The organism is Lysobacter arseniciresistens ZS79 (assembly GCF_000768335.1).
Classification (GTDB): Bacteria; Pseudomonadota; Gammaproteobacteria; order Xanthomonadales; family Xanthomonadaceae; genus Novilysobacter; species Novilysobacter arseniciresistens.
Genome location: NZ_AVPT01000033.1, coordinates 1 through 21,231 on the forward strand (window position 1 = coordinate 1; position 21,231 = coordinate 21,231).

The 21,231-nt window shown below is 71.6% G+C and carries 18 protein-coding genes and 1 pseudogene; 7 read left to right on the top strand and 12 right to left on the bottom strand.

The genetic code is table 11. The features are described from left to right. Window positions 1–237: pseudogene (locus N799_RS15710) on the top strand (hypothetical protein); the annotation flags it as partial. Here the strand turns inward: N799_RS15710 and N799_RS12310 are convergent. The 7 genes from N799_RS12310 to N799_RS12340 all read right to left on the bottom strand — a co-directional run bounded on the left by N799_RS12310 (window position 234) and on the right by N799_RS12340 (window position 9,021). Continuing rightward, window positions 234–524: a Dph6-related ATP pyrophosphatase gene (locus N799_RS12310; RefSeq protein WP_052101530.1), complete on the bottom strand. Its 291-nt coding sequence runs from the start codon at window positions 522–524 to the stop codon at window positions 234–236. The pseudogene N799_RS15710 and the gene N799_RS12310 overlap by 4 nt on opposite strands. 60 nt (window positions 525–584) lie before the next feature. Then, window positions 585–929 (bottom strand): hypothetical protein, encoded by a 345-nt coding sequence (locus N799_RS12315; RefSeq protein WP_036212999.1) that lies wholly within the window; start codon window positions 927–929, stop codon window positions 585–587. A gap of 132 nt (window positions 930–1,061) precedes the next feature. Beyond that, entirely contained in the window at window positions 1,062–4,529 is a 3,468-nt protein-coding gene (locus tag N799_RS12320) for an amidohydrolase family protein (RefSeq protein WP_081975013.1), read from the bottom strand. 108 nt (window positions 4,530–4,637) lie between these two features. After that, complete coding sequence (locus tag N799_RS12325; RefSeq protein WP_036213002.1) at window positions 4,638–5,582, bottom strand: DegV family protein; 945 nt, start codon at window positions 5,580–5,582, stop codon at window positions 4,638–4,640. Between the two features lie 105 nt (window positions 5,583–5,687). After that, window positions 5,688–6,095, bottom strand: coding sequence for a DUF1761 domain-containing protein (locus tag N799_RS12330; RefSeq protein ID WP_036213034.1), 408 nt, complete (start codon window positions 6,093–6,095; stop codon window positions 5,688–5,690). Window positions 6,096–6,280: 185 nt separating this feature from the next. After that, window positions 6,281–7,585, bottom strand: coding sequence for an amidohydrolase family protein (locus tag N799_RS12335; protein WP_036213005.1), 1,305 nt, complete (start codon window positions 7,583–7,585; stop codon window positions 6,281–6,283). Further along, window positions 7,582–9,021, bottom strand: a complete 1,440-nt coding sequence (locus N799_RS12340) for an amidohydrolase (protein WP_052101532.1) — start codon at window positions 9,019–9,021, stop codon at window positions 7,582–7,584. The genes N799_RS12335 and N799_RS12340 overlap by 4 nt, the downstream gene beginning before the upstream one ends. 239 nt (window positions 9,022–9,260) lie before the next feature. Here N799_RS12340 and N799_RS12345 point away from each other — a divergent pair, with 239 nt between their 5' ends. Both N799_RS12345 and N799_RS12350 read left to right on the top strand, forming a co-directional pair. Beyond that, window positions 9,261–9,848 carry a lysozyme inhibitor LprI family protein gene (locus N799_RS12345; RefSeq protein WP_036213008.1) on the top strand — a complete coding sequence of 196 codons (588 nt, stop codon included), beginning with the start codon at window positions 9,261–9,263 and terminating at the stop codon, window positions 9,846–9,848. Between the two features lie 65 nt (window positions 9,849–9,913). After that, the gene (locus tag N799_RS12350; RefSeq protein WP_036213010.1) at window positions 9,914–10,456 is read left to right on the top strand and encodes a DUF924 family protein; all 543 of its coding nucleotides are present in this window, start codon (window positions 9,914–9,916) and stop codon (window positions 10,454–10,456) included. Here N799_RS12350 and grxD read toward each other — a convergent pair whose 3' ends face one another. Further along, window positions 10,457–11,386 (bottom strand): Grx4 family monothiol glutaredoxin, encoded by a 930-nt coding sequence (gene grxD / locus N799_RS12355; protein WP_036213012.1) that lies wholly within the window; start codon window positions 11,384–11,386, stop codon window positions 10,457–10,459. 71 nt (window positions 11,387–11,457) lie between these two features. On the opposite strand from grxD, the gene N799_RS12360 reads away from it, so the two are divergent. Continuing rightward, on the top strand, window positions 11,458–12,288 hold the full coding sequence (locus N799_RS12360) for a polysaccharide deacetylase family protein (RefSeq protein WP_052101535.1): 831 nt from the start codon (window positions 11,458–11,460) through the stop codon (window positions 12,286–12,288). A 205-nt stretch (window positions 12,289–12,493) separates the two neighbouring features. Here the strand turns inward: N799_RS12360 and N799_RS12365 are convergent, their stop codons facing one another. Genes N799_RS12365 through N799_RS12375 form a run of 3 tightly spaced genes read right to left on the bottom strand, consistent with a single transcriptional unit; the run spans window position 12,494 to window position 15,111 of the window. After that, entirely contained in the window at window positions 12,494–13,207 is a 714-nt protein-coding gene (locus N799_RS12365) for a methyltransferase domain-containing protein (RefSeq protein ID WP_152597957.1), read from the bottom strand. Next, window positions 13,204–13,839, bottom strand: a complete 636-nt coding sequence (locus N799_RS12370) for an SGNH/GDSL hydrolase family protein (protein ID WP_036213014.1) — start codon at window positions 13,837–13,839, stop codon at window positions 13,204–13,206. Before N799_RS12370 ends, N799_RS12365 begins: the two co-directional genes overlap by 4 nt. Window positions 13,840–13,851: 12 nt before the next feature. After that, window positions 13,852–15,111 (bottom strand): pyridoxal phosphate-dependent aminotransferase, encoded by a 1,260-nt coding sequence (locus N799_RS12375; RefSeq protein WP_052101533.1) that lies wholly within the window; start codon window positions 15,109–15,111, stop codon window positions 13,852–13,854. 228 nt (window positions 15,112–15,339) lie between these two features. Between N799_RS12375 and rsgA the strand changes: the two genes are divergently transcribed. From rsgA to N799_RS12390, 3 genes are all read left to right on the top strand, one after another. Then, entirely contained in the window at window positions 15,340–16,473 is a 1,134-nt protein-coding gene (gene rsgA / locus N799_RS12380; RefSeq protein WP_052101534.1) for a ribosome small subunit-dependent GTPase A, read from the top strand. Window positions 16,474–16,648: 175 nt separating this feature from the next. Further along, window positions 16,649–17,914 (top strand): flavohemoglobin expression-modulating QEGLA motif protein, encoded by a 1,266-nt coding sequence (locus tag N799_RS12385; RefSeq protein ID WP_036213016.1) that lies wholly within the window; start codon window positions 16,649–16,651, stop codon window positions 17,912–17,914. A gap of 79 nt (window positions 17,915–17,993) precedes the next feature. Beyond that, window positions 17,994–20,300: an NADP-dependent malic enzyme gene (locus tag N799_RS12390; RefSeq protein WP_036213018.1), complete on the top strand. Its 2,307-nt coding sequence runs from the start codon at window positions 17,994–17,996 to the stop codon at window positions 20,298–20,300. A gap of 263 nt (window positions 20,301–20,563) precedes the next feature. On the opposite strand, the gene N799_RS12395 is transcribed toward N799_RS12390, so the two are convergent. Continuing rightward, on the bottom strand, window positions 20,564–21,028 hold the full coding sequence (locus N799_RS12395; RefSeq protein ID WP_036213056.1) for an REP-associated tyrosine transposase: 465 nt from the start codon (window positions 21,026–21,028) through the stop codon (window positions 20,564–20,566). Between the last annotated feature and the right edge of the window lie 203 nt (window positions 21,029–21,231).

Here is a 21,231-nt window from a genome sequence, read left to right on the forward strand (position 1 = left end):
CGGTGCTACTCAAAACCGGGGGGACGTCGCGCCCGCGACAAGCTCGGCCCGCTGCAGACGGTGGCGCCGATCGCGGTCAGCAGCGGCCAGCTCGAACACGAATGGCGGCACCTGCTGGCCAAGTTCGCGCAACGCAGTCCGTTGCTGCACGAACGCTGGCGCGGGCTCGAATCGCCGGACTGCCACCCGCTGTTCCTGCCACGACCGGGACCGGTGGAACCGTGGGAACGGCCCTAGCGGCGGGACGGCGGGCCTCGCGGGGCTTGCGGCTCAGCCCGCCAGCACGAGAAGTCGGTGAAGGCGAAACGGTCGTCGCGCAGCACGGTCCCGCCGCGCTGCAGCCGCAACGGCGCATCGAACATCGGGCCGTCATGCACCAGCGTGTGGAACTCGCCGTCCTCGCCGCAGGGGTCGCAGCCCGGCGGCAGCTCCGCCAGCAGGGTCGCGTCGAAGTCGCGGCCGCTGAAACCGGCGTCCAGCTGCGTGGTGTCGACGCAGCACAGCGTGGTGCGCGTCCTTGCCACCGCTCCATGCAAGCAGGAGGTTGTTCATGCCGGCATTGTGCCGGCCGCGTGGGGCCGTGGTCAGGCCGCGGTGACGTCGCGCAGCTCCCAGGCGCTGCCGGCCAGCAGTCGCAGGCGCTGCTTGAGCACGGTGCCGGGGATGGTCGATGTCACCACCAGGTCGATGTGCAGGTCGTCCTGCTCGCCGTGGACGGTCGCCTCGGGGTCGGTCGCGCCGAGCGACGGGTCGACCTCGTCGGGCTCGTCCTGCTTCATCCGCCAACGCTCGAACAGCCGGTCGCTGCGCAGCGCTTCCTGCAGTTCGGCGGCGAAGCCGGGGCCGCTGCGCGCGGTGAACGACAGGTCGGGGTCGCTGCCGCGTGCGCGGCTGCCGTCGGGAAGGCTGATGTAGTAACGAGTGGCCATCGCGGTTCTCCTGGGGACGCCTGCAGTCTGGGCAGCGTCGCATGGCGGCTTCGTGAATGGGCCGTGTCGGATCGGCGACAGCCGCGGAGGCCGGCGCGGCCACACATCGCGACCGCGCCGGCAACCCGTCCGTCAGTCCAGGTGCACGTGCGCGCCGTGCGCCTTCGGGCAGTGGCAGACCGCGGTCGGGCCGAACTCCAGGCCGAAGGTCTGGCCGTCGCGGTGGCGTTGCCAGTAGAACTTCGGCGCCGGTTCCGCGTCGTTGCCGATCTCGGCCATGTCGGCGTCGACGTCGAACAGCCGGCCGTCGACCATCACGTAGCGGGTCTCGATGGTGTCGCGGATCTCCTCCAGCGGGTTGCCGTCGAGCACCACGAGGTCGGCCTGCTTGCCGACCTCCAGCGAGCCGATCTCGTCCGACAGCCCGAGGTAGTCGGCACCGTCGATCGTCGCCGCGCGCAGCGCCTCGAAGTTGCTGAAGCCGCCCTGGGTCAGCATCCAGATCTCCCAGTTCGGGCTCAGCCCCTGCAGCTGGCCGTGGCCGCCGACCTGCACCTTGATGCCGGCGTCGCGCATCGTCTTGAGCGCCCTGGCAACTTCGATGTGGTAGTAGTCCCAGTCCGGCGCGATCTCGCGGCGGATGCTGCGCGCGTCGAGCGTCTCGCGCGGGAAGAAGCGGTTGAGCTTGTCGTTCTCCCAGACGTTGTCGCGCGCGTACCACCAGTACTCGCCCGACAGGCCGCCGTAGCTGACCACCAGCGTCGGCGTGTTGCGCACGTCGGTTTCCTTCCACAGGTTGATGACGTCGTCGTAGAGCGGCGCGACCGGGATGTTGTGCTCGATGCCGGTGGCGCCGTCGAGGATCATCGTCATGTTGTGGTGGAAGGTGCTGCCGCCTTCCTCGACCACCAGCATGCCCAGCTCGCGCGCGGCCTGGTTGATCTGCTGGCGCTGCTCGCGGCGCGGCTGGTTGTAGCTCTTGACCGAGAACGCGCCGTTGGCCTGCATCCGGCGCAGGTGGCTGCGGGCGTCGTCGAGCGAGTTGACCACCGCCTTGAAGGAGCCGTCGGCGCCGTAGAGGATCGTGCCGGTCGAGAACACCCGCGGGCCGACCATGCGCCCGGCCTTCTGCAGCTCGGCCTCGGAGAACACGAACTCGGTGGTCGCCGACGGGTCGTGCATGGTGGTGATGCCGAACGCGAGGTTGGTGTAGTACGCCCAGTTCTGCTGCGGCACCACGCCGCGGCCGAAATGCGCGGCATGCGCGTGGACGTCGATGTAGCCCGGCAGGATGGTCTTGCCGCTGGCGTCGATGACGTTGGCGCCGGCCGGGATGTCGACCGAGCCGGCCGGACCGACCGCGGCGATCACGTCGCCGCGCAGGACGATGGTGCCGCCTTCGATGACCTCCTCGGTGTTCTCGGCGTCGCGCATGGTGACGATGCGCGCGTTGGTGAACGCGACCACCTCGTCCGGCGCATCGACCGGCACCGTCAGCCCGACCGCGATGCCGCCGCCGTGCACGGGCTTGGCGATCTCCGCCGGCGCGCCGGGCAGGAACGCGAAGCTCTCGTCCAGCGCGCGCGAGTGGTAGCGGTCGCCGACCATCCAGTGCAGCGACTGCGAGTCGGCCGCCCAGTGCAGGTAGCTGCCGACGTCGGCGCTGACCTGCGACACCGGCACCGCCTTGCTGTCCTTCGACAGTTCGACCGCCTTGCCGGTCTCCACCATCGGCGCAACAAAGGCGTTGAACAGCTCGGTGAAGGCGACCCACTTGCCGTCCGGGCTGACCTGCACCGAGTCGACGTACTTGAGGTCGAACACCTCGCGCGGGTCCTCGCCGTGCAGGCCGACCGACATCAGCTTCTTCTCCAGCCCGCCGCCGGTCAGGTAGTAGACGCGCGAGCCGTCGGCGCTGAACTGCGGCGCCGAACCGCGCTCGGCCACGCGCACCGCCTCGCCGCCGCGCGCCGGCATCACGTAGATGCCACGGTCGCCCGACCACAGGCTGCCGGTCAGGCCGCCGCCGCCGGACTTGCTGTAGACGATACGGCTGCCGTCCGGCGAGAACCGCGGGTGGTAGTAGAAGCCCGGGTCGGAAGTGACGCGCGTGCCCTTGCCGCCGCCGTTGGCGCTGCGCACGTAGATCGCGCCGAGCGCCTGGTCCGACCAGGTGGTGTAGAGCAGCTTGTCGCCGTCGGCGCTGAAGCTCGGCTCGTATTCGTACAGGCCCTCGTTGCCGGTCAGCCGCCGCGGCTCGCCGCCGGGCAGCGACTTGCGCCACAGCTTGCCGACCGCGTGGAACACCAGCGTGTCGCCATCGGCGCTGGTCGCCACGTCGCGGATCATCTTCGGCGCGAAGCTGCCTTCGGCGATCTCCTGGTCGAAGCGCAGCGCCTCGGTGACGGTCTGCTCGACCTGCGCGGTGAACGGGATCTGCGTCGGGGTGCCGCTGGCCATGTCGACCCGCCACAGCTTGCCCTGCGCCCAGATCACCACGGACCTGGAATCCGGCATCCAGTCGAACCCGGTGTACGGGCCGAAGATCGCCCACGCCTCCTGCTGGTCGTGGCTCAGGCCGTCCCAGACCGGACGCACCTCGCCACTGGCGAGGTCGAGCACGTGCAGCACCGACTTGTCGCGGATGCGCTTGACGAACGCCAGCGACCGCCCGTCGGGCGAGGGCTGCGGCCGCACCGCACCGCCGGGGGTGGCGATGAGGGTGTCGGTCTTGCCGGTCTGGCGGTCGAGCCGCTTGACCGCGTAGATCACGTCATGCGGGTTCTTGTTGTACTCGAACGTCTCGCCGCCGGTGACGTCCTGCGAGTAGTAGAGGTAGCGGCCGTCGGGCGACAGTGCCGGCTCGCCGAGATCCTGCTGGTCGTTGATCTTCCCGACCAGCTGCAGGCCCGCGCCGCCGCCGCTGGCGTGGTACATCCACAGCTCGCCGGCGCCGAGCGAGCGCTCCGAGGTGAAGTGCTTGCGGCCGATGATGAAGCGCCCGTCCGGCGTCCACGCCGGGTTGTTGAGCAGGCGGAAGTCCTCCTTGGTCACCTGCACCGGGTCGCCGCCGTTGGCGTCCACCGTCCACAGGTTGTTGCCGCCGCCGCGGTCGGAGGTGAAGACGATGCGCGAGCCGTCGGGCGACCAGCGCGGCTGGATTTCCCACGCCGGACCGGCGGCGATGCGACGGGCCGCGCCGCCGGTGACGGGCATCCGGTACAGGTCGCCGAGCAGCGAGAACACCAGCTCGCGCCCGTCGGGCGAGACGTCGACGTCCATCCAGGTGCCTTCGTCGGTCTCGAAACGCACGACCCTGGTCGGGCCGTGCGCGGCGTTGACGTCCCACTTGGGCTCGTCGGCCTCCCCGTCCGGGCGGCTGACGCCCTTGGCGACCTCGGGCGGCGCCTGCGCCGGGTCGGTGCCGACCGGGTCGAGTGCGTCCTGTTCGAGTTGGACCCGGTCATCCTCGGTGTCGCTGGTGTTGCGGTCGACCGGCGGCTGCGGCGCGGGCGGTGGCGGGTCCTGCGCCAGCGCGGGCAGGGCGAACGAGGCGGACAGCGCGGACGACAGCGCGATGGCGAGCAGGCGACGGGTCATGGGCGGGCACGGATTGCGGACGAATCCCGCAGCCTAGCCGCCCCGCCGGCGGCGTACCTAGGCAGAAAGTCCCGGTTCGGGTTTGCCGATGGTGGCGGGCGCCGCCGGTTACTCGAACTTCGGCGCGCCCTCTGCGGCGAAGCCGACCACCACCGCGCCCTTGCCGACGTTGACCATGCCGGTGAGGCTCATGACGCTTTCGAAGACCTCGATGTTGTACTCGCTGCAGGTCGCGCGCAGCTCGTCGTAGCCGGGCAGCGCGCGCAGCTCGGCCAGTTCGCCGCCGTAGCTCAGGCACAGGGTCGGGGTCATCAGGCCGGCGCGCACGCGCTCGGCGGCGAACCCGAACATCTTCTCCACCGCCGGCTCGAAGCCCTTGATCTTGGCGACCGGGCCGGTCTCGCCCCGATGGCAGTGCAGCACCGGCTTGATGTCCAGCGCGCTGCCCAGCGCGGCGCTGAGCAGGCCGACGCTGCGGTCGCCCTTCTTGCGGGCACGGGCGCGCAGGTAGTAAAGGTCGCGCGGCACCAGGTAGCCGTGGGTGTGCAGGGCGAGGTTCTCCAGCCGCGCGCGGATCTTCGGCGCGCCCTCGCCGGCAGCGCGCAGGCGCACCGCCTCCACCGCGGTGATGCCCTGGGCGGCGAACAGGTTCTGGGTGTCGACCACCCGCAGCGCGAACGGCGTGGTGTTGCCCGCGGCGGCGCGCGCGGCCTTGTAGTCGTTGAGGATCGCGAAGCTGGCCTGCTGCGCGTTCTCGTTGATCGGGCTGCGCGACCTGGTGATCGTCATGCAGAACACGTGGTCGTAGTCGATCACCAGCCGCTCCAGGAACAGATCGCGGATCTGCTGCACCGTGTACGGCGTGGTTTCGGCTTCCGCGCCACGCTCGGCGACGTGGGCATGCAGGAACTCCAGCGTCGCTTCCGGGTTGCGGTGGTCGGCGAGCACCGCTTCGCCGATCCGCACCGTGATCGGCAGGATCGTTATCTCGTTCTGCTGCAGGTACTGCAGCGGCAGGTCGCAGGCCGAGTCGACAACAAGTCCAATGCGCATGGTTCCCCCGGGGGCGCTGGAAGACGGAGCTTGCGTCGAAGCATATCCGTCCGTGACCGGCGTCGCACTACGGGGGCACCTGTCGGGCCGCGCCCGGCGCCGGGGCTACTTCCAGGCGCCGATGATCAGGCCGTACAGCGCGAACTGCAGGATGTGGTAGCCGCTGTCGATCATCCACAGCGTCAGGCTGCGTCCGGCGAACGCGTAGTTGATGCCGAAGCTCATCGCCACGAAGAACAGCCCGACCACGAAGCCTGCCCCGAAGCCGTCGGCGGCCCCGGCACCCGGCGGCATCGCGACGGCGAACATCATTGCCGCCAGCAGGCTGCAGGCGAACGCCACCGCGAAGATCCGCGCCGGGTGCGGCGGCGCGCGGTCGGGATCGACCCCGGCCTCGCGGCACCACGCTTTCTTGAACAGCGGCCCGTACCAGAGCCCGCCGAGCAGGAATGCCGACACGGCGGCGGTGAGGACGGCGAGCCAGTTGAGCTCGATCTGCGGGAAAGGCGGCATGATGGGTTCCACGGGTGGTGGTCGCGGCAGCTTAACCGTGCGATGGGCCGAAATGACGACGCCGGCGGGTGGCCGGCGTCGCTTGAACGGTGATGATTCGGTTGTAGGAGCGACGTGAGTCGCGACCTGCCGAACGCTGGAGGTGATGTGCAGGTCGCGACTTACGTCGCTCCTACATGGCACTGTCAATCGGCGGTGGTGGGGTAGGCCCGTGGCAGGCCGCCGTTGGCGCGCGGCACCAGCGTGCGCAGGTAGCGGTCGCGCAGGTCGGTCTGGCGGCTGCGCATTTCGATCGCCTCGCCGTCGAGCCAGACCTGCATCGCCACCGCGTTGACCTCCAGCGGGTCGCCGCTCCACAGCACCAGGTCGGCGCGCTTGCCCGGCGCGATGCTGCCGAGTTCGTCGGCCACGCCGAATGCCCGCGCCGGCACCGAGGTCAGGCCGGCCAGGCCGTCCTCCCACGGCAGTCCATTGGCCACCGCGTTGCCGGCCAGTTGGCGGATCTTGCGCGCGTTGTGGGTATCGCCGCCCTGGGTGAAGCCGACCGCGACGCCGGCGGCGTCGAGCCGCGCGGCGTTCTCGATGGTCGCGCCGATCTGGTCGAAGCTGGACGGCAGGTTGGCCAGCGGGTTGACGAACACCGGCACGTCGGCCGCGGCAAGCTGCGGGGCCAGCTTCCAGGCTTCGCCGCCGCCGGAGACCGCGACCTTGACGCCGTGGCGCTTCGACCAGCGCAGCAGCTGGCGGATGTCGGCGGCGCGGTCGACCTCGACCACCACCCGGCCGCCGCCGTCGAGATACTTCTTCAGCGTGTCGCGGCCGGCCGGGGTCAGCAGCGCGGCGTGCGAGCCGGCCGGAATGCGGCCGCGGACTTCGTCGACCAGCTGGTCGAGCAGCATCCACTGGGCCGCGCGGGACTGGCCGCTGAGCCCGGCGGCGTCGCTGCCGAGGTCGACGAACAGCACGTCGGGGCCGGCCGGGTCGGGGCTGCCGTCGAGCCGCACCACCGCGCCCTGTCCGCCGATGATCGAACCGCCCTCGGTCGTGCCGGCCTCCAGCAGGGTCCAGCCGATGCCCTCGATCCGGGTCACCGGCACCAGCACCGAGGCCGGGTTGTAGGCCAGGGTCACGTCGAACTCGGGGCGCACGGTCATCTGGTGCGACTCGGCGCCGAGGCCGAGCGAGCCGTCGACGGTCGAGCGCTCGCCGGAGACCTCCTCCAGCCCGATCGCGGTGATGCCGCCGAACAGGGTCGGGGTCAGCGGCCGCGACTGTGCGTCGACCACCTGCGCGCCGGCCGGCGCCGACAAGCCGGTGCCGACCGCCGCGATCACGCCAGCGCGGACCAGCACGTCGGCCCCCTGCAGCGTGCCCTGCGGGCAGGCGGTGTGGACGGTGGCATTGCGGATCAGCAGCTCCTGGGCGTTGGCGGCCAGCGCCACGAACGACAGCGCGGCGGCGGCCAGCGCCTTCAGTGCAGGGCGGCTCACAGCACACCTCCTGCGCGGATGGCGTCACCGGTCGACTGGCCCAGCATGAAGTCCGACTTGGGCTGCCGCGTCGGGTCGTTGCGGTCGTACAGCCGCGCGCCGTCGATGTAGACCTGCTCGGCCTGCGCGTAGACGCTGAACGGCGTGCCGTTCCAGACCACCACGTCGGCCATCTTGCCCGGCTCCAGCGTGCCGGTCTGGTCGAGGATGCCCATCGACTTCGCCGGGTTGGCGGTGACCCACCGGATCGCGTGCTCGGGGCTGATGTCCATGCCGGCGAGCCTGGCGTGCGCCATCACCTTGGCGGCCTCCTGGTTGAGCCGCTGGATGCCTTCCTCCGAGTCGCTGTGCACGATCGCGCAGCTGCCGGCGGGGCGGTCGACCAGCGCGATGTTCTCCTGGATGCCGTCGAAGGCCTCCATCTTGAAGCCCCACCAGTCGGCCCACAGCGCCGCGCAGGTGCCGGTCTCGGCCAGCCGGTCGGCCAGCTTGTAGGCCTCCACGCCGTGGTGGAAGGCGGCGACCCTGAAGCCGAACTCCTCGGCCAGGTCGAGCATCGTGGTCATCTCGTCGGCGCGGTAGCAGTGGATATGGACGAGGATGTCGCCGTTGATCGCACCGGCGAGGGTGTCGAGCTTGAGGTCGCGCTTGCCGCCGGTGTCGCTGCCGCTGTCGGGCTCATCGTCGCTGAACCAGCTGCGCTTCTTCGGCGCGTCGGGCTTGTGCTTGGCGAGGTATTCGGCGGCGTCGATGAAGGCGGCGCGGTAGCCGGCGATGTTGCCCATCCGGGTCGACGGGCCGCCCTTCTCGCCGTAGACGCGCTTGGGGTTCTCGCCGCAGGCCATCTTCATGCCCCACGGCGCGCCCGGGAACTTCATCGCCTGGTAGCTGGTGGCGGGCACGTTCTTGAGGGTGACGCCGCGGCCGCCGACCAGGTTGGCCGAGCCGGGCAGCACCTGCAGCGAGGTCACGCCGCCGGCCAGCGCGGTGGCGAAGCCCGGGTCCTGCGGCCAGACCGAGTGCTCGGCCCAGACGTTGGCGGTGACCGCGTTGGTCGCCTCGTTGCCGTCGCTGTGCGCGCGCACCCCGGGGCTGGGGTACACGCCCAGGTGAGAGTGGACGTCGATGATGCCCGGGGTGACCCACTTGCCGGTCGCGTCGACGCGGGTGGCGCCGGCCGGCAGCTCGAGCGCCTGGCCGACCGCGACGATGCGGCCGTCGGCCATCAGCACGTCGGCGTTGTCGAGCCGGGCGCCGGTGCCGGTCAGCACGGTCGCGTTGTCGAGCAGCACCGGTGGCGCAGCGACGCGCTGGTAGGTGCTGGGGTACGGGTCCTGGACGAACGACGGCCTGGCGTCGTCGGCGGCGCGCGCGGCGCCTCCGGCGAGCACCAGCCCGAGCGCGGTCGCAAGCGCGGCAAGCTGTGGTGCGTGCATCGGTCTCCCCTTGATGGCCGTGTCGCGACGAGGGTCGGGACGGTCCCGGCAAACCTAGCCCGGCGCGCTCGCCCACGCCAACCCTGACGATGGTCACGATTGGTGACACATTGCGCAAAGTCGGGGCCGGGATCGCAGGTGGTGCGATGCCGCCGGCGCACACTGGCCGTCTTCGGAGAAAACGCAGCCAGCGGGATGCCATCGGGGCATGCCGGGGAAACGCTGGGAGGAACACGCCGATGGAACAACTGCTCTACCTGCTGGCCGGCGCCGCGCTGACCTGGGCGTTCTACTTCGTGCAGCGCCGGGTCGAGCGCCGCGGCGCGGTCGACGCGATCGAGCGCAGCCAGAAGCTGCTGGTCCTCAAGCAGGGGCTGGAGGACGCCAACACCAGCCTCGACGAGCTGCGGCGGTTCGAGCGCCGGCTGATCGGCAAGGCCGAGACCGCGGTGAGGATCGCCGATCGCTACGTCAGCCAGGCCGAGCAGGTCGCCCGCGAGAGCGGCGAACCGGTGCTCGACGAGGCCGCGATGAACCAGCGCGCGATCGACTCGTTCCAGCGCGTCGACGCGCGGCTCGACGCGCTGGTCGCGCGCCTGCGCGGCGAACTCGACGACGGCGGCCTCGCCGCGTTCGACGCCGTGCACCTGGCGTGGCTGGGCTACCGCGAGCGCTACGCCCGGTTCATCGCCGAGTCCTACGCCGGCGGCGCGATCCAGCCGCTGATCCACGCGGTCACGCTGGAGAGCATCACCGCCGCGTGGATCACCGAAATCGAGACCCAGCTGGGCGACGGCGGCCCGGACGGCGAGGACGAGGACGCGTGACGCCCACGCCGCGGCGTTGACGCGCGCTTGCTACGGTATCCACCTACCCAGCCGGAGGACCCCGCATGGACGTGACCGCCGAGGACGTCGTCACCTTCTGGCGCGAGGCCGGGCCCGACCGCTGGTTCGGCGGCGGCCCCGCGTTCGACGCGCGCTGCCGCGAACGCCTGCACGACGCCCACATGGCCGCCTCGCGCGCCGAGCTCGCGCACTGGGAGGACCGGGCCGAAAGCGCGCTCGCGCTGGTGCTGCTGCTCGACCAGATCCCGCGCAACATCTTCCGCGGCAGCGCCCACGTCTACGCCACCGACCCGATGGCGCGCGCGGTTGCCGAGCGCGCGATCGGCCACGGCCACGACATGCAGGTCGAGCCGGAACTGCGGACCTTCTTCTACCTGCCGTTCATGCACTCCGAGGCGATGCTCGACCAGCAGCGCGCGGTCGAGCTGTACCAGTCGCTCGCCACCCCCGGTGCCGACAAATGGGCACTGCACCACCGCGCCATCGTCGAACGCTTCGGCCACTTCCCGCACCGCAACCGGTTGCTGGGCCGCCCGACCACGCCGGCCGAGCAGGCGTGGCTGGACGAGGGCGGCTTCGGCGGTTGATCAGTACTTCGGCACGTGGGTGTCGGCCTGCTCGCTCCAGGCATCGATGCCGCCCTGGACGTTGTGCAGGCGGGTGAAGCCGAGGTTGCGGAAGTGCTCGGCGGCCTCGGCGCTGCGCTGGCCGTGGTGGCACAGGAACGCCAGCGCGGTGTCCTTCGGCAGCGCTTCCAGGTGCGCGCGCGAGTCGCCGTCGAGGGTCGAGAACGGCACGTTGACCGAGGCCGCGGCGCGCTCGTCGGCCGGGCGCACGTCGACCAGGGTCAGCTCGCCGGCGGCGACCTTCTCGGCGGCCTCGGCGGGGGCGATGGCGGTGACCTTCGGCGGCGCGTTCGGGTTCTCGATCACCAGCCCGCGGCCGCGCTCGTCGTCGACCCAGTCGATGGTCAGGCCGCGCGCGCGCTGGGCGCCGGCGAGGTCGAACTGCACGCGCAGGCCGGCCGCCTCGGTGGCGATCGCGCCGCCGTCGACCGGTGCCAGCTGCAGCCGGGCGTTGAAGCGCGGGTCGATGTCGACCTGCAGGGCATAGCCCTCGCCGGCGTTGCGCACGGCCTCGCCGAGCATCTGCGCGGCGGCCGGGGTGATGGTGATCCGCGGCGGGGTGCGGTCCGGCGCCGGCAGGCCGAGCGCGCCATGCAGCTCGCCGGAATTGGCCATCTGCTCGATGATGTCGCTGCCGCCGACCAGCTCGCCGCCGATGTACAGCTGCGGGATCGTCGGCCACTGGCCGTACTCCTTGATGCCCTCGCGGATCTCCTGGTCGGCCAGCACGTTGACGTGCTGGTAGTCGACGCCGGTGGAACCGAGCGCGGCGACCGCCTTGGCCGAGAAGCCGCATTGCGGCGCGCGCGGTTCGCCCTTCATGAACAGCACCACCCGGTTCTGGTCGAGCAGGGTCTGGATGCGGGCGTGCAGGGCGGGGTCGAGCGACATGGCGGCGGTCCGGAAAACAGGGGGGGCGCCAGTGTACCGCCGGCCCCGCGGCCGCTGGCATGATGCAGGTCATGGCGAAACCCGGCTGCCCCGACCCGCTGCACCGCGTCCCGCGCCGCCCGCACGCCTGGTGGGGCGCGCTGTTGCTGTCGCAGGCGCTGGTGGCGGCGCTGTGGTGGCGGTTCGGCTGGGTGGTGGGGCTGCCCTTGATGCTGGCCAGCCACGCGGTGTTCTGGTGGGGCGTGATGAAGCCCGCCTCGCGCCTGTACAGCCCGGTGCTGGCGCGGCTGCCGACCCGCGAGCCGGTGGTCTGGCTGACGATCGACGACGGGCCGTCGGAGCAGACGCCGGCGATCCTCGACCTGCTCGACGCGCACCGCGTGAAGGCGACGTTCTTCGTGGTCGGCGAGCGGGCGCTGGCGTGGCCGGACGCGTTGCGCGAGATCGCCCGGCGCGGCCACGGCATCGGCAACCACAGCCATACGCATCCGCAGGCGTGGTTCTGGGCGCTCGGCCCGGCGGCGATGCGACGCGAGATCGCAGAGGCGCAGGCGGCGATCACCGGTATAGCCGGGATTGCGCCGCGCTGGTTCCGCGCGGTGGTCGGCATGGCCAACCCGTTCGTCTCGGCGCCGCTGCGCGAGCACGGCCTGGCGCGGGTGGCGTGGAGTGCGCGCGGCTACGACGCGGTGGCGGCGGAGCCGGCCGCGGTGGTGGCGCGGATCGAGCGCGACCTGCGGCCGGGCGCGATCGTGCTGTTGCACGAAGGGGCGAAGCACGGGCGCAACGTCGAGGTGCTGGCACTGCTGCTGCGGAGGCTGGAGGTGCTGGGGTATTCGGCGGTGCTGCCGGAGGCGGTGCAGGCCCCGGCGGAGGCTTCCGTCATTCCCGGGACGTCGTAGGGGCGACGTAAGTCGCGACCCACTGACCATGCGAGGGCGCTGCGTTCCACGCGGATCCGGGCCCGCGCGAACGCTGACCCGCAATCGCCCACGCCCCCGCGCGCAAACGGTTGTCAGTGGGTCGCGACTTACATCGCTCCTACACGAGCGGCGGTCGGACCGGTGCGCCCGGCGACAAGCGGGCGCCCGCGGGGCGGCGTTCGCATTACGCAGGCTTCTCCGCCACCACGCGCCAGTTGTTGAACGGCGTGTTGCCGTACAGCGGCTCGAAGGTCGACACCAGTCCCGCGCGGTCGAACATCGCGCGCAGGGCGGCGGCGTCGGGGTAGCGGCTGGGGCCGGCGTTCATCCATCCCAGTGCGCGCGACAGCACGTCGACCGCGCGGGTCACCCTGGCGCGGCGGCCACCGTCGTCGAGGCCGGTGCGGACCACCAGCCGTGCGCCGGGCACCAGCATCGCGATCGCCGCCTCCAGCGTGCGCTGTTGCGCGTCGGGCGGGATGAACTGCAGCACGTCGAGGATCGCGACGCTGCCGCGGTGGCCGAGGCGGTCGACCCCCGAGCCCGGCGCGGCGAGGTCGACGCACTCGAACGACGCGTCCGCCAGCCCCGCCCGCTCGGCCGCCCGCCGCGCTCGCGCGACCTTGCCGGCGTCGTTGTCGACCCCGCGGTAGCACAGCGCGATGCCGTCGGCGCGCAGCGCGTGGGCCAGCAGGCCCAGTCCGCAGCCGAGGTCGAGCAGCGGCGCATCGCTGCCGCGCAGCGCGTCGCAGACGCCCGGATACAGCGGGTCGCTGCCGAGCTTGCTGCGGCTGTAGTAGTAGTCCCAGCGGTTGCCCAGCGGGTGTGCCGGGGCGAACGCGCCGGCAATCGCGCGGGCGGCGTCGGCGCCGAGCGGGCGCGTGGCCGCCACGCTCACGGCGTCGCCAGCAGGCGGCGCGCGACCGGCAGCGCCTGCCGCGCCCACAGTTCGTACATCGCCGCCGACGGGTGCAGGCCGTCGTCGACCAGCATCGACGTCTCGCCGCCGCGCTCGCGGCTGACGCCGGTGATGTCGACGAAAGCGACGCCGTGCTGCGCGCACAGGCCGGCGGCGATGGTGTTGTACCCGTCGAGCTCGCGCGCGACGGTGGCCGGGTCGCGGTCCCCGGCGGCGGTGCAGAACGGGGTCACGCCCCAGTCCGGGATCGACAGCACCAGCACCCGGTCGGCGCGGCCGCGGGCGAGGCCGATCGCGCGCCGGAGCAACTCTTGGAACTCGCCGCGGTAGTCGGCGGCGCTGCGCCCGCGGTACTGGTTGTTGACCCCGATCAGCAGCGACACGAAGTCGTAGTGGCCCAGCGGCGGGACGGCGGCGTCCATCGCGCTGGACAGCTCGTCGGTGGTCCAGCCGGTGGTCGCCAGCGTGCGCGGGAATTCCAGCGGCACGCCTTCCTCGCGCAGCGCCAGGGTCAGCCGCACCGGCCAGCGCTCGCCGGAGCCGACGCCCTCGCCGATGGTGTAGCTGTCGCCAAGCGCGAGGTAGGTGAGGGCGGCGGGGTCGGTGGCCATGGCCGGGCTCCGTCAGGCGACCGCGGTGCGGCTGGCGGCGGCGCCGGCGTTCGCGTCCGCGCGCCGCGCCAGCACCCGGTCGATCCGCGCGAACACCTCGCGCAGGTCGTCCGGCCGTGGCAGCAGGGTGACGCGGAAATGGTGGCGGTAGGGCACGTTGAAGCTGGAGCCGGGGACGACCAGCACGTCCTCGGTTTCCAGCAGCTCCAGTGCGAACCCGTGGTCGTCGAAGCCGCGCGCGGCGGCGCCGGTCACGGCCGGGAACGCGTACAGCGCGCCGGCCGGTGCGACCAGTTGCAGGTGTTCGCTGGCGGCGATGCTCTCGACCACCGCGCGGCGCGCCTCGTACAGCCGCCCGCCGGGCGCGCACAGCGGCGCGATGGTGTCCTCGCCGTGCAGCGCGGCTTCGATCGCGAACTGCCCCGGCACGTTGGCGCACAGCCGCAGCGCGCCGAGCAGGTCCATCGCGTGGTGGAATCCGCCGCTGGCGATCGGGTCGCCCGACAGCACCGCCCAGCCCACGCGCCAGCCGCAGGCGCGGTGCACCTTGCTGAGCCCGCCGAAGGACAGGCACGGCACTTCGCCGGCCAGCGGCGCCAGCGGCTGGAACGTCGCGCCGTCGTACAGGATCGAGTCGTAGATCTCGTCGGCCATCAGCAGCAGGCCGTGGCGCGCGGCGATGTCGACGATGCGCTCGAGCAGCTCGCGCGGGTAGGTCGCGCCGGTCGGGTTGTTCGGGTTGATCAATACGATCGCGCGGGTGCGCGGGGTGACCAGCGCCTCGATCTCGTCGGGGTCGGGCAGGAAGCCGTTGTCCGGCTGGCAGCGGTAGTAGACCGGGCGGCCGTCGTTGAGGATGGTCGCGGCCGACCACAGCGGGTAGTCGGGCGAGGGCAGCAGCACCTCGTCGCCGGGATTCAGCAGGGCGCGCAGCGACAGGTCGATCAGCTCGCTGACGCCGTTGCCGACGAACACCCGCTCGGCGCTGGCGTTGGGCGTGCCGCGCTGCTGGTGGAACGCGGCGATCGCCTCGCGCGCGGCCGGCAGGCCCTGCTGGTGGGTGTACGGGTCGGTGTCGGCGATGCGCCCGGCGATGGCCTGCTGCAGGTGCTCCGGCGCGCGGAACCCGAACGCGCCGGGGTTGCCGATGTTGAGCTTGATCAGCGTGCGCCCCTGCGCCTCCAGTTCGCGCGCCCGGCGGGCGAGCTCGCCGCGGATCTCGTAACGGACTTCGGACAGGCGGGCGCGGGTTTTCAGGCTCGGTGGGGACATCGGGAGCGGGGTGGATTCGGGGGTGGCGCCAGCCTAACGGAAAGGCGGGTGGGTGGGACGTGCTTCGATGTAGGAGCGACGTGAGTCGCGACCCGCCGAACGCTGGGACGATGTACAGGTCGCGACTCACGTCGCTCCTACACCCGGAGGAATTTTCGTCGGAGGACAACGGTCCGCGAGCACAGGGCGCTTGTAGAATCTCGTCATGCGCCCAATCCACCGCCCCTGATGCCCCCCGCCCTCGCCCTGCAGGCGATCGGCTGGCCGCTCGACGATGACGGCCAGGTCGCGGTCGCGGCATGGCGCGAGGTCATGGCGGAACACCCGCAGGCGCGCCCGGCCCGCGTGGTCGAGCAGCACCGCAGCGGCTATGTCGTCGCCGACGGCCCGGACAACAGTTTCACCGTCGAGTCCCTGCCCGAGTGGCAGCGCCCGCCGAGCTACAAAAAGGGCGGCATCCCGCCCGAGCAGCGCGCCGCGGTCGGCGACTGGGTGCTGGTCGAACCGTCGGGCGACGTGATCCAGATCGTCGCCCTGCTGCCGCGCCGCAGCGCGATCAAGCGCGGTGCCGCCGGCGAGCACTACAGACAGCAGCTGATCGCCGCCAACGTCGACGTGGTGTTCGTGGTCTGCGGTCTCGACGCCGACTTCAACCCGCGCCGGATCGAGCGCTACCTGCTGCTGGTCCAGGGCGGCGGTGCGGGGCCGGCGGCTCCTGAACCGGTTGTAGTGCTGACCAAGGCCGACCAGGCCGCCGACGTGCCGGGTTCGCTCGCCGCGCTGGTCGAGCTGGCCGCGCAGGACATCGCCGTGCGCGCGGTCAACGCCCGCGACCCCGACAGCGTGGCCGCGCTCAAGCCGTGGCTGCAGCCCGGCCGCACCGCGGTGCTGGTCGGCAGCTCCGGTGCCGGCAAGTCCACGTTGACCAACACCCTGCTCGGCATCGAGCGGATGAAGACCGGCGAGGTCCGCGAGTCCGACGCGCGCGGCCGCCACACCACCACCCACCGCGCGCTGATTCCGCTCCCGACCGGCGCTTGCCTGATCGACACCCCCGGCATGCGCGAGCTCAAGCCGACCGGGGAGGAGGACGTGGCCGAGAACTTCGGCGACGTCGAGGCGCTCGCCGCCGAGTGCCGGTTCCGCGACTGCAGGCACCTGAAGGAACCCGGCTGCGCGGTGCGCGCGGCGATCGAAGGCGGCCGGCTCGACCCGCAGCGCTTCGCCAACTACCTGAAGCTCGGCGAGGAAGTCGCCGGCGCCGCCGACCGCCTCGCCAATCGCCGCGCGCAGAACGCCGGGAAGAAGGCGATCAGCAAGGCGCTGTCGAAGCGGCTGGACGAGAAGTACGGCAAGCACTGAGGCCTGCCTCTGCCCGGTGCCTCCTGTGGGAGCGACGTAGGTCGCGACCTGTACATCGCCGCCAGCGTCCGGCGGGTCGCGACGCACGTCGCTGCTACGGACAAAGCCCCCCGCGTCCCCTGCGGAGTAAGCTCCAGCCGACGCGCACCCGCGCTTCCCGCGAGCCACCCGCCGGATGACCCCCGCCGCCTTCCCGCCCGACATCGCCCACCACGCCGCGCTCGACGCGCGCATGGTCGAGGCGGCGCGCGAGGTGCGGCTGCTGAGCCTGGCCAGCTGGCCGGCCGGCATGGAGACCGACTTCGTCGCCGACTACGCCCGCGGCGTGGTCCGCCTGCCGGTGATCGAGTACCCCCGCCACGACTTCTCCGCCGTGCGCACCGAGCTCGCCGCGATCTCCGCCGCCGCCGACCGCGACCACCCGCTCGGCCAGTACCTGATCGACGCCGCCGCCAGCTGGGACACCGCCGCGCAACTGTGCGAGCACCTCGGTACCCCGGCCGTCACCGACCTGTCGATCCGGCTCTACGGCAGCCCGTTCGACCCGTTGCCCGGCGACGGCCCCGACGCCCGCGTCGCCGCCCGCCACTTCCTGTCGATCGCCGACGAGTTCGACCGCGAGCTGCTGGCCCCGTCCGAGCACGTCACCATCTCCGCCACCGCGCTGCAGCTGCAGTTGCAGCGCGACCTGGACGACTACTTCGGCGAGCGCGTGATCGACGTCGAACTCGACCCCGACCTGATCGCCAAGGCGGCCGCCGGTGCCACCCGCATCCGCCTGCGCACCACCGCCTCGTTCAGCGACTACGACCGCGACCAGCTGCTGCAGCACGAGGCCTTCGTACACTCGCTCAGCGCGCTCAACGGCCGCGAGCAGCCGGTGCTGGGCAGCCTGGCACTGTCGTCGCCGCGCGCCACCGCGACCCAGGAGGGGCTGGCGACCTTCGCCGAGCAGATCACCGGCAGCATCGACATCAGCCGGATGAAACGGCTGAGCCTGCGGATCGAGGCGGTGGCGATGGCGCTGGAGGGCGCCGACTTCATCGAGGTGTTCCGCTACTTCCTCGACGCCGGCCAGAGCCCGGAGGAGAGCTTCGCCTCGGCCCAGCGCGTGTTCCGCGGCGTGCCGGTCACCGGCGGCGCGGCGTTCACCAAGGACGCGGTGTACCTGCGCGGGTTGATCGGGGTGCACACCTTCTTCCGCTGGGCGCTGCGCCAGCGCCAGCTGCGCCTGTGCCGCTGGCTGTTCGCCGGCAAGATGACGCTCGCCGACGTGCAGCGCTTCGCCCCGCTGTTCGAGGCCGGGGTGCTGTTGCCGCCGCGCTGGATGCCGCGCTGGGTGGCCCGCGCCAACGGCCTGGCGGGGGTGCTGGCGTTCTCGCTGTTCGCCAACCGGATCCGGCTGGACGCGGTCGACGAGCGCGGTTTCCTCGATATCTGAGCGAAACGCCGGACCCGGTACCGACGCGTAAACCCGCCGGTGGCTAGAATCGATGGTCCTTCCGGCCGCCGTCCCCGCAATGTCCGACACCGAATCCAAGCACGCTGATGACTTCCGCCAGGCCGCGCTCGACTACCACCGCCTGAGCCCCCCTGGAAAGATCAAGGTCACCGCGACCAAGCCGATGGTGACCCAGCGCGACCTGGCGCTGGCGTATTCGCCGGGCGTGGCCTTCGCCTGCGAGGAGATCGCCGCCGACCCGACCACCGCGTTCGACTACACCGCGCGCGGCAACCTGGTGGCGGTGGTGTCCAACGGCACCGCGGTGCTCGGCCTGGGCGACATCGGCCCGCTGGCCGGCAAACCGGTGATGGAAGGCAAGGGCGTGCTGTTCCAGAAATTCGCCGGCATCGACGTGTTCGACATCGAGATCGACGAGAAGGACCCGGACAAGCTGGTCGAGATCATCGCCAGCCTCGAACCGACCTTCGGCGGCATCAACCTGGAGGACATCAAGGCGCCGGAGTGCTTCATCGTCGAGCGCAAGCTGCGCGAGCGGATGAACATCCCCGTCTTCCACGACGACCAGCACGGCACCGCGATCATCGTCGGCGCGGCCGTGCTCAACGCGCTGCAGGTGGCCGGCAAGAAGATCGGCGACATCAAGCTGGCCACCACCGGCGCCGGTGCCGCGGGCATCGCCTGCCTCGACATGCTGGTCGCGCTGGGCGTCAAGAAGCAGAACATCGTCGCCTTCGACCGCGAGGGCGTGATCTACACCGGCCGGCCCAACCTCGACCCCGACAAGGCGCGCTACGCCGCCGACACCGACAAGCGCGAGCTGGCCGAAATAGTGAAGGGCGCCGACGTGTTCCTCGGCCTGTCGGCCGGCGGCATCCTCAAGCCGGAGATGGTCGCCAGCATGGCCGAGCGCCCGATCATCCTCGCGCTGGCCAACCCGTACCCCGAGATCCTGCCGGAGGACGCCAAGCGCGCCCGCCCCGACGCGATCATCGCCACCGGCCGGTCGGACTATCCCAACCAGGTCAACAACGCGCTGTGCTTCCCGTACATCTTCCGCGGCGCGCTCGACGTCGGCGCGCGCGAGATCAACGAGGCGATGAAGCTGGCCTGCGTCAACGCCATCGCGCAGCTGGCACGGATGGAAGCCGGCGACCTCGCCGCGGCCTACGGCGGCGACGTGCCGACCTTCGGCGCCGACTACCTGATCCCGCGGCCGTTCGACCCGCGCCTGCTGGTGATGCTTGCGCCGGCGGTGGCCAAGGCGGCGATGGACTCGGGCATGGCGACCCGGCCGATCGCCGACATGGCCGCCTACGAGGAAACCCTCGGCCAGTTCATCCACCGCACCGGCCTGCTGATGAAGCCGGTGTACGACCGCGCCCGGAGCAACCGCAAGCGCGTGGTCTACGCCGAGGGCGAGGAGCACATCGTGCTGCGCGCGGTGCAGACCGTGGTCGACGAGGGCCTGGCCTTCCCGGTGCTGGTCGGCCGCCCGGAGGTCATCAACGCGCGCATCGAGAAGCTCGGCCTGCGCCTGCGCGAGGGCGTCGATTTCGAGCTGACCAACATCCACTCCGACCCGCGCTTCGACGAGTACTGGCAGCAGTACCACGCGCTGACCGAGCGCCGCGGCGTCACCATCGAGGCGGCCAAGAGCCTGCTGCGCTCGCGCCCGAGCCTGATCGCGGCGCTGATGGTCGAGCGCGGCGAGGCCGACGCGATGATCTGCGGCGTGGTCGGCCGCTTCCACAAGAAGCTCGGCTACCTGCGCAGCGTGTTCGACTTCGACCGCGGCGTCACCGGCACCGCGGCGATGACCGGCGTGATCAACGACGCCGGCGCGTGGTTCTTCCTCGACACCCACGTGCAGCTGGACCCGACCGCCGAGCAGATCGCCGAGGCGACGATGCAGGCGACCTACCGGCTCAAGCTGTTCGGCGTGGAGCCGAAGGTGGCGCTGCTGTCGCACTCCAACTTCGGCAGCCACGACAACCCGTCGGCTGCGAAGATGCGCAAGGTCCGGCAGATCCTCGCCGAGCGCGCGCCGAAGATCGAGGTCGACGGCGAGATGATGGCCGACACCGCGTGGAACGACGCCCTGCGCCGGCGGATCTTCCCCAACACCACGCTGCACGGCCGCGCCAACCTGTTCGTGCTGCCCAACCTCGACGCGGCCAACATCACCTACAACATGTTCCGCGTCGCCACCGACGGCGTCGCCATCGGCCCGATCCTGATGGGCCTGGACAAGCCGGCGCACATCCTGACCAACGACTCCACCTCCCGCCGCGTGGTCAACCTGACCGCGATCGCCGCGGTGGATGCGCAGATCCGCGCCGGCCGGAGCGCCGGGCGGGGGTAACCGGCCGGGCGCCGCGACGACCCGTCGGGCGCCCGTGGTTCACCCGCACACACCGGGTGATCACCCGGGTTCGGCTTGCAAAACGGCCATACACGTCGTTCCGCAAGATCGCGGCAGCTGGTCGAATGTCGACCCGGCGGGTTGCACCCGTTCGCGACTTACGTCGCTCCTACGAAAAGCGGGGGCGCGGCGGCGCGACCCTGCAGGAGCGACGCAAGTCGCGAACGCGCAAAGAGCCGGGCCAGGCAGAGCCCCGCCACCCCTCAAACCCACACTGCGTCCCAGAACGGGTAATCCCCCACCCGCCGCACCAGCCCGGCCCGCACCGGGTTCATCACCACGTAGCGCGCCGCGTCCACCAGTGATTCCTCGGCCCGCAGCGCCCGGTCGTGATACGCAGTGGCCCATACCCGCTCGATCGACGGCATCGCCTGCCGCGCCCGCCGCGCGGTGTTCGTCTTGACCCGCTGCACCAGCGACGGCACGTAATCGTGCGCGCCCAGTTCCACCAGCCCGTGCCAGTGGTCGGGCATCAGCACCCAGGCGAGCAGCCGCGACGAGGCCCACAGCCGCCGGTCGTCCAGGGCGCGAGAGACCGCGAACGCCGCCGCCGGGTCGGCGAACCACGCCCGCCGCTCGTGCGTGGTGAAGGTGAGCAGATAAACCTGGCCCGCTACGGATGCCCGCCCGCGACGCAACGCGGCATGGCCCCGGCGGACGGAAGACATGTGGCCCATGCCACAAGCGTGGCGGGGGCGGCGGGTGGCGAGGATCGGCGCGGGCCGCGGCGTCGAGTCGGAAAATTCCCCGCGTTCGCGACTCGCGTCGCTCCTACGCCCGCCGGGCAACTCCGGCCATCGCCCCATACGCCACCGGATTCATGTCGCCAACCGCGGCCAGCCCCGCTGCGACCCCCGCTGATAGAATCGAT

Excerpts from the sequence above, each read along its gene's own strand:
- N799_RS12395 (WP_036213056.1), bottom strand. The coding sequence starts at position 21,028 with ATGTCTTCCGTCCGCCGGGGCCATGCCGCGTTGCGTCGCGGGCGGGCA.
- N799_RS12385 (WP_036213016.1), top strand. The coding sequence starts at position 16,649 with ATGACCCCCGCCGCCTTCCCGCCCGACATCGCCCACCACGCCGCGCTC.
- N799_RS12325 (WP_036213002.1), bottom strand. The coding sequence starts at position 5,582 with ATGCGCATTGGACTTGTTGTCGACTCGGCCTGCGACCTGCCGCTGCAG.
- N799_RS12375 (WP_052101533.1), bottom strand. The coding sequence starts at position 15,111 with ATGTCCCCACCGAGCCTGAAAACCCGCGCCCGCCTGTCCGAAGTCCGT.
- grxD (WP_036213012.1), bottom strand. The coding sequence starts at position 11,386 with ATGTCGCTCGACCCCGCCCTGCACGCCCGCATCCAGACCCTGCTCGAC.
- N799_RS12350 (WP_036213010.1), top strand. The coding sequence starts at position 9,914 with ATGGACGTGACCGCCGAGGACGTCGTCACCTTCTGGCGCGAGGCCGGG.
- N799_RS12360 (WP_052101535.1), top strand. The coding sequence starts at position 11,458 with ATGGCGAAACCCGGCTGCCCCGACCCGCTGCACCGCGTCCCGCGCCGC.
- N799_RS12390 (WP_036213018.1), top strand. The coding sequence starts at position 17,994 with ATGTCCGACACCGAATCCAAGCACGCTGATGACTTCCGCCAGGCCGCG.
- N799_RS12320 (WP_081975013.1), bottom strand. The coding sequence starts at position 4,529 with ATGACCCGTCGCCTGCTCGCCATCGCGCTGTCGTCCGCGCTGTCCGCC.
- N799_RS12345 (WP_036213008.1), top strand. The coding sequence starts at position 9,261 with ATGGAACAACTGCTCTACCTGCTGGCCGGCGCCGCGCTGACCTGGGCG.
- N799_RS12340 (WP_052101532.1), bottom strand. The coding sequence starts at position 9,021 with ATGCACGCACCACAGCTTGCCGCGCTTGCGACCGCGCTCGGGCTGGTG.
- N799_RS12330 (WP_036213034.1), bottom strand. The coding sequence starts at position 6,095 with ATGCCGCCTTTCCCGCAGATCGAGCTCAACTGGCTCGCCGTCCTCACC.
- N799_RS12370 (WP_036213014.1), bottom strand. The coding sequence starts at position 13,839 with ATGGCCACCGACCCCGCCGCCCTCACCTACCTCGCGCTTGGCGACAGC.
- N799_RS12315 (WP_036212999.1), bottom strand. The coding sequence starts at position 929 with ATGGCCACTCGTTACTACATCAGCCTTCCCGACGGCAGCCGCGCACGC.
- rsgA (WP_052101534.1), top strand. The coding sequence starts at position 15,340 with ATGCCCCCCGCCCTCGCCCTGCAGGCGATCGGCTGGCCGCTCGACGAT.